The following is a 15,178-nucleotide window of genomic DNA, read 5'->3' on the forward strand; positions in this document are numbered from 1 at the left end:
GTTTTCGGATAAGATCATGCTCAAACAAAAGGAAGGGCTGAACTGATGCGTATTGAACGACGCGAAACACGGCCCATGCTTCTGGTAGCAACTGCACCCATCATCGCCGTCTTTGCAGCCTTTGTATTGGCCGGACTGCTGATTGCGAGTGCCGGAGCGCCAGTGTTTGAGGCTTTCCGCCAGATCGCCATTGGTGCCTTTGGCAACAAGCTCTCCATCACGGAAACGCTGACCCGCGCAACGCCCTTGATGCTAACGGGCCTAGCCGCCGCCGTCGCCTTCCGTTCCAAGCTCTGGAACATTGGCGCAGAAGGTCAGTTCTATATGGGTGCGCTTGCAGTGGTGGCCTTTGGCACGCAGTTGCAACTTCCGGCAGCTTTGCTGATCCCGCTGCTACTGATCGTTGGTGCGATTGCTGGCATGATCTTTCTGCTAATCCCGCTTGGGCTTCGTCTGCGTTTTGGCGTTGATGAAGTTGTGACCACCCTGCTGCTCAATTTCGTAGCCGTGCTGTTCGTCTCAATGATGATCGAAGGTCCGATGAAAGACCCGATGGCCTTTGGCTGGCCGCAGTCAGAACCTGTACCCGATGCCGCCGTTCTGCCGAAAATCATGTCCGGCATGCGTCTACATATAGGCATTCTGATTGCCATCGCATTAGCGCTTATCATCGCCTATGTGCAAAAACGCACCGTATTCGGCCTTGAAACCAAAGCCGCCGGTCTTAACCCGCAAGCGGCACGTTTTGCAGGTGTTCCGCTTGGAAAAACGCTTGTGAAGGTTGCCTGTATTTCGGGTGGTCTCGCAGGCCTTGCCGGTGCAATTCAGGTCATGGGCGTCAAAGGCTATGTCACGACCGATCTGTCGCCGGGATTTGGTTATTCCGGCATAATCGTTGCTATGCTCGCCAATCTAAATCCGATTGGCGCAATCTTTTCAGCACTGTTTGCTGCCGCCATGTTTGTGGGCGCTGACGGTATGAGCCGCGCGATTGGCATTCCAAGCTTCATCGCTGATGTGACTGTGGCGCTCTCACTGCTGACCATGCTGGTTGCCCTCTTTTTCACCCAATACAGGATCGCCCGATGAACGAGTTGATGGATATCCTGCTTTCCGCTGGCCTCTGGGTTTCAGTGCTTCGCATTGCAACACCGCTGATTTTCGGCACACTTGGCGCGCTTTATTGCGAACGCGCAGGCGTTCTCAATCTTGGCATCGAAGGCATTATGACCTTCGGCGCAATGATTGGCTGGCTGACCGTCTTCAATGGCGCTGACCTTTGGGTGGGCGTGCTTGCAGCGGCTGCATCGGGCGCTTTGTTCGGTCTGCTTCACGCAGCGCTCACCGTGCCGCTCGGCTTGTCACAGCATGTGGTCGGTCTTGGTATTACGCTGTTTGCATCGAGCCTCAGCTACTTCCTGTTCCGCCTGCTGGTGCCGCTATCATCGACCCCGCCAACAATCACACCGTTTCAGCCGCTCAATCCATCATGGCTCACTGACATTCCATTTTTGGGACAGGTTCTCGGTACACAAACCGCACTCACATGGATCGCCATTCCGCTGGCGCTGCTGCTTGCTTATATCTTGTTTCGAACGCCTATCGGCCTAGCCATCCGCATGACCGGCGAAAACCCGCATGCAGCAGAAGCACAAGGCATCAATCCAATCCGCGTGCGTATTTTCACCATCATGTTCGGCAGTGCATTGATGGCTGTTGGTGGTTCGTTTCTAACGCTCTCAGCGTTCAACTCATTCTTCCCAACTATGATGCAAGGACGCGGCTGGGTCTGTATCGCGCTTGTCGTTTTTGCGTCGTGGAAACCCGCGCGTGCGCTGCTTGGTGCGCTGCTATTCGCACTCTTTGATGCATTCCAGCTGCGCTTGCAGACCGTTTACGGTAAGCTCGTGCCTTATCAGCTTTTCCTGATGATCCCATATATCATGTCGATTGTAGCACTGATCGTCATGGCGCGCCGCGCGCGCGTTCCGCAAGCATTGATGCAACCTTACCGTCGCGGCGAGAGATAAATAATCATCAATCTGACAAAATGAAAACGGCGCCCTTCGGCGCCGTTTTTTGTTCAACCAGAGAAATCAAGCAGCGCTTGATTTGCCGCTCTTTTCAAAGCGCTTGCGCTCATTTGGATCGAGATAGAGCTTGCGCAGACGGATCGACTTTGGCGTTACTTCAACCAGTTCGTCATCCTGAATCCACGACAAAGCGCGTTCCAGCGTCATGCGGATCGGCGGCGTCAGCTTCACGGCTTCATCCTTGCCCGACGCGCGAACGTTGGTGAGCTTCTTGCCCTTCAACACGTTCACCTCCAGATCGTTGTCGCGCGAGTGAATGCCGATAAGCATACCCTGATAAACCTTGACGCCTGCGTCAATGATCATCGGACCACGATCTTCAAGGTTGAACAGTGCATAAGCAACAGCTTCGCCCTGATCGTTAGAAATCAGAACACCATTGTTACGACCAGCGATTTCGCCCTTATATGGCTGATAATCGTGGAACAGACGGTTCATGATCGCCGTGCCGCGTGTATCGGTCAGAAGTTCCGACTGATAGCCAATAAGACCACGGGTCGGTGCGTAGAAAACCATGCGAACGCGATTGCCGCCCGAAGGACGCAGTTCGACCATTTCGGCCTTACGTTCGGACATTTTCTGAACAACGGTGCCGGAATATTCTTCATCGACGTCGATGACGACTTCTTCCACAGGCTCAAGCATTTCGCCGTTGTCGCCTTCTTTCATGACAACGCGCGGACGCGAAACGCCAAGTTCAAAGCCTTCACGACGCATGTTTTCGATCAGAACAGCAAGCTGCAATTCGCCGCGACCAGAAACGAAGAAAGAGTCTTTTTCGCTCGATTCTTCGATCTTCAGAGCAACATTGCCTTCCGCTTCCTTCATGAGACGGTCACGAATAACGCGGCTCGTTACCTTGTCACCTTCGGTGCCGGCATAAGGGCTGTCATTGACGATGAAGGACATAGTTACGGTTGGCGGATCAATTGGCTGCGCTTCAAGCGGAATACTTACCGATGTATCGCAGAATGTGTCAGCAACTGTACCCTTGGAAAGACCCGCGATTGCAACAATGTCGCCTGCATGGGCTTCATCAATTGCCTGACGCTCAATACCGCGGAATGCAAGTATCTTGGAAATACGGCCGGTTTCGAGAAGCTTGCCATCCTGGCTCAGTACCTTCACAGGCTGGTTCGACTTAACCGAACCGGAATGTATACGACCAGTGATAATGCGACCGAGGAAAGGATCAGCTTCAAGGATCGTACCGATCATGCTGAATGGACCTTCCGCCACCTTTGGCGCAGGTACGTGCTTGAGCACCAGATCGAACAGCGGTGCCAGACCTTCGTCCTGCGGGCCCTCTGGATTCAGCGCCATCCAGCCATTACGGCCTGAACCGTAAAGAATCGGGAATTCAAGCTGCTCATCTGTCGCATCGAGATTTGCGAAGAGGTCGAATACTTCATTGATGACTTCTTCATGACGACCATCTGGACGATCAATCTTGTTGATCGCAACGATTGGACGCAGACCCACTTTGAGCGCCTTGCCGACAACAAATTTCGTCTGTGGCATCGGACCTTCAGCTGCGTCAACAAGCACGATAGCGCCATCAACCATCGAAAGAATACGCTCAACTTCGCCACCGAAATCGGCGTGGCCGGGTGTGTCGACGATGTTGATGCGCGTGTTTTTCCAAACGACCGAAGTCGCCTTGGCGAGAATGGTGATCCCGCGTTCCTTTTCGATGTCGTTGGAGTCCATCATGCGTTCTGCAACGCGCTGATTGTCGCGGAACGAGCCGGACTGTTTCAACAATTCATCGACCAGTGTGGTTTTGCCATGATCGACGTGTGCGATAATAGCGATATTACGCAATTCCATATGGAGATCACTTCTCTACGAGTTGGGAGCCGCGCCAGCATTGGTTGCGCGGAAAATCAATGGGGCGCTCATACAGGTTTTTTTGCGTTTTAGAAAGGGGCAGCACGAAACTGCCCCTTAATTAACCCGAAAAGCCCGGATTTAGGTGTTTATTTACAGGCCGATTGTGACAGTTTTGCCGTGTTTTCTACAGCAAAGTTCCTGAGAGGATCACCAATGCAACACTGAAATAGATCACAAGGCCTGTCACATCGACCAGCGTGGCAACGAAAGGTGCCGACGCACTGGCTGGATCAAAACCCAGCCTGCGCAGAATAAATGGCAGCATAGACCCCGTCACAGAACCAAAAGTCACGATACAGACAAGCGCCATACCAACGGTTGCTGCAACCAGCATCCAGTGTTCACCATAATCGTAGATACCGAGATTTTGCCAGATCGCAATACGCACGACACCGATGAAACCAAGGAATGCGCCGAGTGCCAAACCAGTTGGTAATTCACGAATTGCGACACGCCACCAATCTTTGAGACTAAGTTCCTGCAATGCAAGCGCACGGATGATCAGTGATGTGGCCTGTGAACCGGAATTACCACCCGATGACATAATCAGCGGAATAAACAGCGTCAGCACGAGTGCTTTTTCCAGCTCGACTTCAAAATGCTGCATCGCACTTGCGGTGAGCATTTCGCCAAGGAAAAGAATCCCCAGCCAGCCACCGCGCTTCTTGAGCATTTCGCCAAAGCCGATGCGCATATAAGGCTTATCGAGTGCTTCCATACCGCCGAAACGGTAAGCGTCTTCACTCGCATCCTCAGTCATCGCATCGAGCACATCGTCAACAGTCACGATACCAATAATATGGCGGCTGTCATCAACGACAGGCACTGCCAGAAGGTCGTGCTTGCGGAAAAGGCGCGCAACGTCTTCACGATTGGCAAGCGGAGAAATGGTGATCGGGTCATCATCACGCGCAAGCGAAAGGATCGGCTCGTCCAGCTCACGAATGATCAGACGACGCAGGCTGACTACGCCCAGAAGAACGCGGGTTTGCGGATCAACCACATAGATGGCGTAGACGGTCTCACGCGTACGCTCGACCTGACGAATGTGGTCCAGCGTTTGTCCAACATTCCAGTTGGATGGCACGGTGATGAACTCAATCGTCATCAGACTACCAGCCGTATTCGGCGGATAGCCCATGAGCTTTTTTAACGCAGCCTTGGTTTCAGGCGCAAGAATGGGGAACAGACGTGCACGATCTGCGTCTTCCATATCCTGAAAAACGTCGGTGGCACGGTCAGCGGACATGCCATCAAGCAGGAAGCTTGCGATATTTGGCGGCAAGGTTGCCAGAATTTCGGTGGCCCGTTCCAGCTCAGGCTGGTCGAGCAAACGGATAGCATCGTCGTGCGATAGCTGTGCAATAACTGCGATTGCGTCATCTGCATCGAGTTCATTGACAATTTCGACTGCGTCACCGGTACGAATATCGGCGATGCGGCTGGCAATTGCAGCAGCAGGAAGGTCGGCAACATTGAGAACTTCGGTGAAGTTGTTGTCGGTCATAGGCTTGCCTTTCTGTCGATCCGCCGTCAGAGGCAGATCGTGCAAGCCGACCGAAAGCGATCAGATCACGAACTGCCTTGACGGCTGAAACAATCGACTGTGACTGTCGCTTGGCATGAGAGAATAAAACTCCGGTTGAAATGCAGCCAAAGAGAATGCGGCTGCGAGGCTCATTTGCGCCGCGTCAGCGTCAAAGTCAACCCCCGCACCGCGTTCATGACGGCTTTTTCATATTCCTCTTAAAGCTGCCAATTGCTCTTGCCCTGCCATCATTGAAATCCTAAGTCTGATACATAGCGAATTCATTTAGCGAGAGTTTTCCGATGTCCGATACGCCCGTCTATAATCACGCATTGACCGAATGGAATGGACCTCTGGGCCTGCCGGATTTCACCGCTTTCAGGGATGATGATTTCGATGCCACTTTCGATGCAGCTCTGGCTAAAGACCTTGCGGAAGTCGAAGCTATTACCAACGACACTGCGGAACCAACCATTGAAAATACACTGAAAGCCTTACAGCTTACCGGCCAATCGCTTGATCGCGTTTCATCAATTTTCTGGATGCGCGCCGGTGCATATACCAACGATACTATTCAGGCGCTGGAACGCGAAATCGCACCAAAAATGTCGCGTCATTATTCGCGCATCATGATGGACCCAAAACTGTTTGCGCGTATTGATGCACTTTATGAAAACCGCGATCATCTTGATCTCGATATTGAGACAAAGCGTGTGCTGGAAAAGACCTGGAAGGGCTTTGTCCGCTCTGGCGCAAAGCTTGATGAAGCAGGCAAACAGGAATTGGCAGACATCAACGAGAAGCTTGCCGGACTCGGTGCACGCTTTGGTCAGAATGTACTCAAAGATGAATCAAGCTGGGCATTGTTTATCACCAACGAAGCTGACCTAGCGGGACTGCCTGACTTTCTAAAAAATGCCATGCAAAGTGCAGCAACAGAACGCGGCAAACCAGACGCGTGGGCGGTCACGCTGTCTCGGTCTATCGTTGAACCATTTCTGACATTCTCGGAAAACCGCGAACTACGCGAACAGGCTTTCAACGCATGGGGCAAGCGCGGCGAAAATGGCGGAGAAACCGATAATCGCGAGGTTGTGCGCGAAATGGTGGAACTGCGCGAACGCAAAGCGCACCTGCTCGGCTATGCTAATTTCGCAGCCTATAAGCTCGATGACACCATGGCTAAAACACCAAAGGCCGTGATGGATCTACTGGAGCCAGTGTGGGACAAGGCACGCGCCAAAGCGCGGGAAGAAGAAACTGAGCTTGAGCGCCTGATCGCAGCAGATGGTAACAATCACAAAGTGGCACCGTGGGACTGGCGTTTTTATGCTGAAAAGCTTCGCGCCGAACGTTTCGCGTTCGATGAGGCCGAACTGAAGCCCTATCTGCAACTCGAAAAAATCATTGAAGCAAGTTTCGATGTTGCGACGCGGCTTTTCGGCATTCGCTTTGAAGAGAAAAAAGGCATCTCCACATGGCACCCTGATGTAAGGGTGTTTCAGGTTTTGAATGCCGATGGCAGCGGGCGTGGCTTATTCCTCGGTGACTATTTTGCACGTACCTCAAAACGTTCAGGTGCATGGATGAGTTCTTTGCAATCAAGCCATAAGCTTGGTGCTGGGCAAAAGCCGTTCATCTATAACGTAATGAATTTCGCGAAGCCCAAGGCTGGCGAACCTGCGCTGCTATCGCTGGATGATGCCCGCACGCTATTCCACGAGTTTGGACATGCGTTGCATGGGCTTTTGTCGGATGTGACATGGCCTGCCGTATCAGGCACCGCCGTTGCACGCGACTTTGTCGAACTGCCGTCTCAACTATATGAGCATTGGTTGACCGTGCCAGAAGTGCTTGAAAAATATGCCGTGCATTATCGTACCGGTGACGCCATGCCCAAGGCACTGCTCGACAAGGTACTCGCTGCCCGCTCGTTCAATGCAGGGTTTAATACCGTCGAGTTTACATCATCCGCACTTGTCGATATGGCATTTCATACGGGCACGGAAAAGATCACTGACCCACTCGCATTTGAAGCGGCAACACTGGAAAAGCTTTCGATGCCTGATGCCATTATCATGCGTCACCGCACGCCACATTTCACACATGTCTTCTCTGGCGACGGCTATTCCGCTGGTTACTATTCCTACATGTGGTCGGAAGTGCTTGATGCCGATGCTTTCTCAGCATTTGAAGAAACCGGCGATGCTTTTAACCCTGCACTCGCTGCAAAGCTTAAACAATATATCTATTCGGCAGGCGGTAGCCGTGACCCGGAAGATCTTTACAAGGCATTCCGGGGCAAAATGCCAACGCCTGACGCGATGATTGAAAAACGTGGTTTGAATTAAAAGCATGTCTCCCAAAAGTGGTGTCCGATTTTTGGACAAAGACATGCGCAAAAAGACAAAAGGCCGGGAAACCGGCCTTTTTTATTCAATCAATAGTCGCCTAGTTTGATGTCAGGCGTATATTCGACGCCTTCGACTTCCTTGATAACCGGCTGACCGCAATGCAGCACACCCGTTGCTGCATTGAACGCATAAGTCGGCGAACCATGCAGCTGCCAGCCCTTGTTCAAAGCGGCCGTCACGCGATGACAAAATGCAGAGTCGTCTGGTCCTGTGATGAAACGATAAAGCTTCATAATTATTCTTCCTTTTTGTAATTATGCGTTTGATTTTGCGAGCAAGCGCTCGGCTATTTTCAGATGCAGGCGCTCGACCATCTGACCATCCAGCGATACGACGCCCTTATCAGCATTCTCCGGCTGCGCGAAGACAGCAACCACAGCACGGGCATAAGCCACATCGTCATCAGACGGCGAAAAAGCACGGTTTGCGGCTTCAATTTGTGAAGGATGAATAAGCGTCTTTCCATCAAACCCCATTGCCGCGCCTTGCACGCATTCTGCTTCAAAGCCCGTAGTGTCACGAAAGTCGTTATAAACACCATCCAAAATATCAATTCCACCAGCACGCGCGGCCAATAATATCTGCATCAGCCATGGGATCAGATAGGGTCGTCCTTCTAGGGGGCGTACGCCAGTTGCCAGCGCAATATCATTCGGTCCCACCACAAAACAGCCAAGCCGTGCCGCAGAGCGATGACCTAGAACAGCAATCTCATCCGCGTTCAGAATACCGCGAGGTGTTTCTATCATCGCCCAGACGCGCATTGCAGGATGGGCATCCTGGCGATCAAGCCGGCTGGCTGCATCAATCACATCCTGCGGTCGTTCAGCCTTCGGCAGCAAAACTGCATCCGCGCCAATCTTTGCCGCAGCAGTAAGATCAGCCTTATTCCATTGCGTATCAGCAGCGTTAACGCGCACAACGCGCTCAAAGCCAACCTTTGGATGCTCGGTAAAATGAGCAATCAATGCATCGCGCGCAGCAAGTTTCGCTTCCGGCGCAACCGAGTCTTCCAGATCATAAATGACGCAATCGGCTCCAAGCGTCAGTGACTTTTCAACTGCACGGCTATTGGAAGCTGGCACAAACAAAACGGAACGACGCGGGCGAGCATTTGTTTTCATGCGCAATTTGTGCACTGAATAGCGATCGTTCGCAAGCGTCCTTCCCATACATTCTAAGGCACTTGAAATCTGACTTATGACTGCTTATTTTGCATTCACGGTTGGAATGCACCTGCCGCTTGCAGCCTAAAGGCCATGGTAAAGCATTCTGAATTCAAGTTCCTGTTTCGGCCTGTTCCGGTGACGGCAGAAACGGCAATGCGGGCGCCCGTTTACGAAAATGCTGCTCACATTCAGGAGCGAACCCATGACCACAGCTATCCTTGCTGGGTACACGACAACTGACTTCAAACACCAGGCTCGCCGTTTGCGGCAGGCTTTGGGCGAAGAAGGCATAAATATCAGCCACGGAAAAGCGCTTGATCTCGTCGCCCGACAATCTGGCACACGAGACTGGAATACGCTTGCAGCCAACGGTGTGAAGGTTGAAAAAGTACAAGTTGAAGACGATACAGCGCCTTATCGCGTCAGCCAGCGCGTTTCGGGCATGTTCCATTCAACAGCATTTGAAGCCCGCATCATAGGCGTCGAGGAAACGATCAAGCCTGATCTCTGGCGGATTACGCTGCAATTCGACCCCGCGATTAATGTTGCAGTTTCGCCGAACCTATCGATGCTGCGCAGGCGATTTACGGTCATTGTCGGTGCAGATGGAAGGTCTCGCCGATTGACCGGTAGTGAAAGCGGAAACATTGCCCTAAATGTACAATAATTTCGCTTAGCACTACCTCGGCGCATGATTCCGAATTTTGAATCTAAAATTCAGACATATTCGTGTGTCGAGACAGTTGCGTATCGCCGGAGCGCCTTAAAAACGCTCCGGATGCAAGCTTATTACGATCCGAGGTTGCGACCTATTGGGCACTTGCGGCTTGAAACATTGACTCTGTGTCATGCTGATGTAAACCAGTTTTCAAATTGTAAATACAAAACTGACAGGCTCCAGATATGGATAAGTTCACCAAGCTCACGGGCGTTGCAGCCCCCCTGCCGATCGTCAATATCGATACGGACATGATTATCCCGAAGGATTATCTCAAGACGATCAAGCGCACGGGTCTGAGCAAGGGTCTGTTTGCCGAAATGCGTTTCAACGAAGACGGCACCGAAAATCCAGATTTCGTGCTCAACAAGCCCGGCTATCGCAACGCGCAGATTCTTGTAGCTGGCGATAATTTCGGCTGCGGTTCTTCGCGTGAACATGCGCCTTGGGCATTGCTCGATTTCGGCATCCGCTGCGTGATCTCGACCTCTTTTGCCGACATCTTCTACAATAACTGCTTCAAGAACGGCATCTTGCCAATCAAGGTGTCTCAGGAAGACCTCGACAAGCTGATGGATGACGCGTCGCGCGGTGCCAATGCAACGCTGACCGTTGATCTTGAAGCCAAGGAAATTCACGGCCCCGATGGCGGCACGGTTTCCTTCGACCTCGACGATTTTAAGCGTCATTGCTTGCTCAATGGTCTCGACGACATCGGCCTGACCATGGAAAAGGCAAAAAGCATCGACATATTCGAAGCAAAGAACGCCCAACAGCGTCCCTGGGCATGATGGCTTTCAGTATTAGCACGCTCATTGCCAGAAAGTCCGGTGGCCTAAACATTGAATAGGACCCGGTTAGCTGAAATGGCCCGAGAAGATCAAAGCGGCGACTGGGCGGCACGACTTTCGCCCTCCCTTGATCAAGTGGAATCTATCGCGATTGAAGCGCTTGCGCATCTGCCGCAGGATTTTCGCACGCTTTGTGGCGATATCATCATTCAGATATCCGATTTCCCCGAAGAGCAACTTGTCGAGGATATGGGGCTGGAAACGCCTTTCGATCTGCTCGGCCTGTTTGAAGGTACGGGCATTGGTGAGCGGTTCACTTTTCAAACAGGTGAAGGTCCAAACCGCATCACGCTCTTCCGCCGCGCAATTCTCGACTATTGGTCAGAGAATGAAGAGACACTTGGCGATATCATCACCCATGTTCTCATTCATGAAATTGGCCATCATTTTGGCCTTTCGGATGATGATATGGAAGCTCTGGAAGCACATGCTGATTAAAGCAATACATTATCGCCGTGCTTTATAAATACCCCCATTCTGATCTAAATTGAGACAATTTTGGTCGTTTTTGATACAATCGAATAACAGATATTGTATGCGGAGAATGCTATAAATCTGCTCAGTTCAAATTGAGTGATGATCATGAGCCTTTCGCCCGCCGCCTATCAGCTTCTTCTTGTTTACACAACCTATGTGATTGCCGCTGGAAGCCCTGGGCCAAGCAACATGCGCATCATGGGCGTTGCCATGCATCAGGGCCGCAAAGCGGGTTTGATGTTTGCAGCGGGTGTTGTGACCAGCTCCATATTTTGGGGCCTGATGGCTGCAACCGGCGTCTCAGCGATCCTAACTCAATATGCACAAGCGCTGATCATCCTTAAGATATTTGGTGGCCTTTACCTGCTCTATCTCGCATTCAAAGCCGGACGTGCAGCCATAACCTCAGATGAGAAGCTTGCCGCTCGCCCGTTTAATGGCAGTGCAACGCTTGCAGGCAGCGATCTTTATCGCCGTGGCCTCCTGATGCACCTCTCAAATCCCAAGTCTATTTTGTCATGGATAGCGCTGGTGACGCTCGGTCTAGGTACAGAGTCGTCGTGGTCCCATATGGCGGCATTTCTTGGGGGCTGTATCATCCTCAGCGTCACGATTTTCTGCGGCTATGCGATTGTGTTTTCTACCGCACCCATGGTGCGATTATATCGCCGCGCTCGACGCTGGATTGAAGGCGTACTTGCGGCAGTCTTTTGTTTCGCCGGTATCCGCTTACTTCTCTCACGCTAAACACATTCGAAAATGGCATCAAAATGAAACTTTTCAAAGGCCTCTCCGCTTTTCCGCTGACACCTATAGATACCTCGGGCAAACTCATGGAGGGTACGCTTGGCACGATTCTCACGCGCATTCATGACGCAGGCGTGGATTCAATCGGCCTGCTGGGCAGCACTGGCGGCTATGCATTTCTTACGCGGGAACAGCGTCGACATACGGTTGAAACCGCTGTGAAATATATCGGTACGAAGACGTCGTTGATTGTGGGTGTTGGTGCATTGCGCACCGATGACGCGCAGGCGCTCGCACGCGACGCCGCAGATGCTGGCGCAGATGCGCTGTTGCTTGCACCCGTTTCCTATACGCCGCTCACGCAGGAAGAAGGCTTTGAGCACTTCAAGGCTGTTGCTGAAACGACTGATCTACCGCTTTGTATCTATAATAATCCCGGCACAACCAGATTTTCCTTCAGTGTTGAACTGATTGCACGGCTTGCTCATGTGAAGAACATCAAGGCGATCAAAATGCCGCTGCCAGCGGATGAGGATTACGCTAAAGAAATAGCAAAGCTGCGTTCCTTAACACCAGACGACTTCGCTATTGGTTATAGCGGCGATTGGGGTGCCAAGGACGCATTGCTTGCAGGTGCAGATGCTTTCTACAGTGTCGCTGCGGGCCTTCTTCCAGCTCAAACATTGGCACTGGTCCGTGCCGCCCAAAGCGGCAATCGCTCAGAAGCCGAGCGCATCAATGAAGCCTTTGAGCCGCTCTGGAGCTTGTTCAAGACTTATGGCAGCTTCCGCGTCATGTATGTGATCGCCGATTTGCTCGGCTTGGCAAAGGTTGAGCCACCTAGACCTATATTGCAATTAGGTGAAGAAGCGCAAAGGCAAGTTGAGGCCGCTTTGAATGCACTGGCTGAAGTGTCTCAATAAATAAAACAAAGGCGCCCGTTTAGGCGCCTTTTGCCTATCTGACTTATGCCACGCTCAAGCGGACATCAATATTGCCGCGTGTTGCGTGCGAATATGGGCAAACGATGTGCGCGGCATTAACCAGTTCTTCCGCCTTGGCCTTATCAACGCCCGGAAGTGTAATTTCCAGAGCCACATCAAGGCCAAAACCTGTGCCATCTTCGCGCGGACCAATGCCAACTGTCGCAGTCACTGTGCTGTCAGCCGAAATTGAAACTTTCTCTTTGGCCGCAACGAATTTAAGCGCACCAAGAAAGCAGGCCGCATAGCCCGATGCGAAAAGCTGTTCGGGATTTGTGCCCTCGCCGCCCGAACCGCCCAATTCCTTTGGCGTATCGAGGACAACGCTAAGACGTCCATCAGCGGTCTTGGCGCTGCCAGTACGGCCACCGGTTGCTGTCGACTGGGTCGTGTAAAGAATTGGCATTGAAACTCTCCATTGGTGATTGCTAAACTACCGTCCCAATCAGGATTGCAAATTATTAAATTGTGCGCAATCTAATTTTGAAAAATCTATTCTCACGATTATGTGATGCACGATTTAATTGCGCATGTTGTATGATGACAATAGGAAAAGAGATCATGAGCAAAGACACACATCTGCACCTCTCAGACATGGTCTGCTTCGCACTTTATTCGACTGCGAATGCGCTCACCCGTGCCTATCAGCCTATTCTAGCCAAGCTGGATCTCACCTACCCGCAGTTTCTGGTGATGCTGGTTCTCTGGGAAAAAGACAATCAGACCGTATCGGAAATAGGTGGCAAGCTTAATCTTGATTCAGGCACCCTCACCCCGCTTCTAAAGCGCCTTGAAGCGGCAGGTCGCATCGCCCGGCGTCGTGACCCGCAGGATGAGCGTCAGGTTCGGATTACATTGACCGATGAAGGCAGCATTTTGCGCACACAAGCAGAGAGTATCCCTGAACAGGTTTTTTGCGCTCTGGGACGCCCTGTCGATGAATTGCAGGATTTGCGTGAACGGCTGCTCGATATACGCGGCAATCTCACCGAGAGCCTTCCAAACAAATAAAAAAGCGCCAGTTTCCCGGCGCTTTTGTCTTTCAAACTGCAAAGATGGTTAAGCAGCAAGCGCCTTTGGCGTGATCAGGCCGCGAGCAACCAGCAGTTCTGCGATCTGAATTGTGTTGAGAGCCGCACCCTTACGCAGATTGTCGGAAACAATCCACATAGCAAGGCCGTTTTCAACGGTAATGTCTTCGCGGATACGGCTAATGAAAGTCGCATCTTCGCCAGCTGATTCATAAGGCGTGATGTAGCCGCCGTCTTCGTGCTTATCGATAACCTGACAACCCGGCGCTTCACGCAGAATTTCACGGGCTTCTTCGGCCGAAATCGGGTTTTCGAACTCGATATTGACTGATTCAGAATGACCAATAAACACTGGAACGCGCACAGCAGTCGCCGTGAGCTTGATCTTTGGATCAAGCATCTTCTTGGTTTCGGCCACCATCTTCCATTCTTCTTTGGTGTAACCATCTTCCATGAAGACATCGATATGCGGGATCACATTGAACGCAATGCGCTTGGTGAACTTCTGCACTGACACTGGATCAGCGACAAATACCGCGCGTGACTGCTGGAACAGCTCATCCATGCCTTCCTTGCCAGCGCCAGAGACGGACTGGTAAGTCGAAACGACAACACGCTTGATCTTGGCTGCATCATGCAAAGGCTTGAGCGCCACAACGAGCTGTGCCGTCGAGCAGTTCGGATTGGCGATAATATTCTTCTTGCGGAAACCTTCAATCGCATCTGGGTTCACTTCTGGAACGATAAGGGGCACGTTCGAGTCATAACGCCACGCGGAAGAATTATCGATAACAACGCAACCCTGCGCACCGATCTTTGGCGACCATTCCTTGGAAATATTTCCGCCAGCCGACATGAGACAAATGTCGGTATCGGAGAAATCATACTGGTCGAGCGGCTTAACTTTCAGCGTCTTGTCGCCATAGGATACTTCCGTACCCTGGCTGCGACGCGAAGCAAGAGCCACGACTTCATCAGCCGGAAAGCCACGTTCTTCAAGGATGTTGAGCATTTCGCGACCGACATTTCCGGTAGCGCCGACGACTGCAATCTTAAAACCCATTTACTTGTCTCCTGTCCTCTCCTCTTCCATAAAAACCCGCGACCAGCGGGCCTTTTCCCTGGGCCGGACCCGGGGAGAGAGGGCGAGCAGGCCAAGGGGTCAGACCGTTTTGGTGGTCGTTTTAATGCAAGTGGCCATGGTGGTTTTGGAAACGGACGCCATAGGGATCAAAATGGCGATGAGGCCATTCAGTCCACACAAGCTATGTGAT

At 51.9% G+C, this 15,178-nt stretch carries 15 protein-coding genes; 9 read left to right on the forward strand and 6 right to left on the reverse strand.

Annotated elements, in window-relative coordinates:
• Positions 1 to 45 precede the first annotated feature (45 nt).
• Together CEV31_RS17130 and CEV31_RS17135 are read left to right on the forward strand one after the other, a co-directional pair.
• A complete protein-coding gene (locus tag CEV31_RS17130) occupies positions 46 to 1,089 on the forward strand; it encodes an ABC transporter permease (protein ID WP_094508814.1) in 1,044 nt (347 codons plus the stop codon).
• On the forward strand, positions 1,086 to 2,030 hold the full coding sequence (locus tag CEV31_RS17135) for an ABC transporter permease (RefSeq protein WP_094508816.1): 945 nt from the start codon (positions 1,086 to 1,088) through the stop codon (positions 2,028 to 2,030). The genes CEV31_RS17130 and CEV31_RS17135 overlap by 4 nt, the downstream gene beginning before the upstream one ends.
• 66 nt (positions 2,031 to 2,096) lie before the next feature.
• On the opposite strand, the gene typA is transcribed toward CEV31_RS17135, so the two are convergent.
• Positions 2,097 to 3,923, reverse strand: a complete 1,827-nt coding sequence (gene typA / locus CEV31_RS17140; protein WP_094508818.1) for a translational GTPase TypA — start codon at positions 3,921 to 3,923, stop codon at positions 2,097 to 2,099.
• A gap of 187 nt (positions 3,924 to 4,110) precedes the next feature.
• Positions 4,111 to 5,493, reverse strand: coding sequence for a magnesium transporter (mgtE, locus tag CEV31_RS17145; RefSeq protein ID WP_094508908.1), 1,383 nt, complete (start codon positions 5,491 to 5,493; stop codon positions 4,111 to 4,113).
• Between the two features lie 323 nt (positions 5,494 to 5,816).
• On the opposite strand from mgtE, the gene CEV31_RS17150 reads away from it, so the two are divergent.
• Positions 5,817 to 7,865: a M3 family metallopeptidase gene (locus CEV31_RS17150; protein WP_094508820.1), complete on the forward strand. Its 2,049-nt coding sequence runs from the start codon at positions 5,817 to 5,819 to the stop codon at positions 7,863 to 7,865.
• 89 nt (positions 7,866 to 7,954) lie between these two features.
• On the opposite strand, the gene CEV31_RS17155 is transcribed toward CEV31_RS17150, so the two are convergent.
• Positions 7,955 to 8,161, reverse strand: coding sequence for a DUF1737 domain-containing protein (locus CEV31_RS17155; protein ID WP_094508822.1), 207 nt, complete (start codon positions 8,159 to 8,161; stop codon positions 7,955 to 7,957).
• Positions 8,162 to 8,182: 21 nt separating this feature from the next.
• Positions 8,183 to 9,100, reverse strand: a complete 918-nt coding sequence (locus CEV31_RS17160) for an HpcH/HpaI aldolase/citrate lyase family protein (RefSeq protein ID WP_374847137.1) — start codon at positions 9,098 to 9,100, stop codon at positions 8,183 to 8,185.
• A 199-nt stretch (positions 9,101 to 9,299) separates the two neighbouring features.
• Between CEV31_RS17160 and CEV31_RS17165 the strand changes: the two genes are divergently transcribed.
• The 5 genes from CEV31_RS17165 to CEV31_RS17185 all read left to right on the forward strand — a co-directional run bounded on the left by CEV31_RS17165 (position 9,300) and on the right by CEV31_RS17185 (position 12,813).
• A complete protein-coding gene (locus CEV31_RS17165) occupies positions 9,300 to 9,764 on the forward strand; it encodes a glyoxalase superfamily protein (RefSeq protein ID WP_094508824.1) in 465 nt (154 codons plus the stop codon).
• Positions 9,765 to 10,000: 236 nt separating this feature from the next.
• Positions 10,001 to 10,606 carry a 3-isopropylmalate dehydratase small subunit gene (gene leuD, locus CEV31_RS17170; RefSeq protein WP_094508826.1) on the forward strand — a complete coding sequence of 202 codons (606 nt, stop codon included), beginning with the start codon at positions 10,001 to 10,003 and terminating at the stop codon, positions 10,604 to 10,606.
• Positions 10,607 to 10,681: 75 nt separating this feature from the next.
• Positions 10,682 to 11,104 (forward strand): metallopeptidase family protein, encoded by a 423-nt coding sequence (locus CEV31_RS17175; protein WP_094508828.1) that lies wholly within the window; start codon positions 10,682 to 10,684, stop codon positions 11,102 to 11,104.
• Between the two features lie 144 nt (positions 11,105 to 11,248).
• Positions 11,249 to 11,890: a LysE family translocator gene (locus CEV31_RS17180; protein WP_094508913.1), complete on the forward strand. Its 642-nt coding sequence runs from the start codon at positions 11,249 to 11,251 to the stop codon at positions 11,888 to 11,890.
• A 23-nt stretch (positions 11,891 to 11,913) separates the two neighbouring features.
• Positions 11,914 to 12,813: a dihydrodipicolinate synthase family protein gene (locus CEV31_RS17185; RefSeq protein WP_094508830.1), complete on the forward strand. Its 900-nt coding sequence runs from the start codon at positions 11,914 to 11,916 to the stop codon at positions 12,811 to 12,813.
• A 43-nt stretch (positions 12,814 to 12,856) separates the two neighbouring features.
• Here CEV31_RS17185 and CEV31_RS17190 read toward each other — a convergent pair whose 3' ends face one another.
• Positions 12,857 to 13,279: an organic hydroperoxide resistance protein gene (locus tag CEV31_RS17190; RefSeq protein WP_094508832.1), complete on the reverse strand. Its 423-nt coding sequence runs from the start codon at positions 13,277 to 13,279 to the stop codon at positions 12,857 to 12,859.
• Between the two features lie 155 nt (positions 13,280 to 13,434).
• Between CEV31_RS17190 and CEV31_RS17195 the strand changes: the two genes are divergently transcribed.
• Positions 13,435 to 13,884, forward strand: a complete 450-nt coding sequence (locus CEV31_RS17195; protein WP_374847140.1) for a MarR family winged helix-turn-helix transcriptional regulator — start codon at positions 13,435 to 13,437, stop codon at positions 13,882 to 13,884.
• A 48-nt stretch (positions 13,885 to 13,932) separates the two neighbouring features.
• On the opposite strand, the gene CEV31_RS17200 is transcribed toward CEV31_RS17195, so the two are convergent.
• A complete protein-coding gene (locus CEV31_RS17200) occupies positions 13,933 to 14,967 on the reverse strand; it encodes an aspartate-semialdehyde dehydrogenase (RefSeq protein ID WP_094508834.1) in 1,035 nt (344 codons plus the stop codon).
• Between the last annotated feature and the right edge of the window lie 211 nt (positions 14,968 to 15,178).

The sequence above is a fragment of the Brucella thiophenivorans genome (assembly GCF_002252445.1).
Taxonomy (GTDB): domain Bacteria; phylum Pseudomonadota; class Alphaproteobacteria; order Rhizobiales; family Rhizobiaceae; genus Brucella; species Brucella thiophenivorans.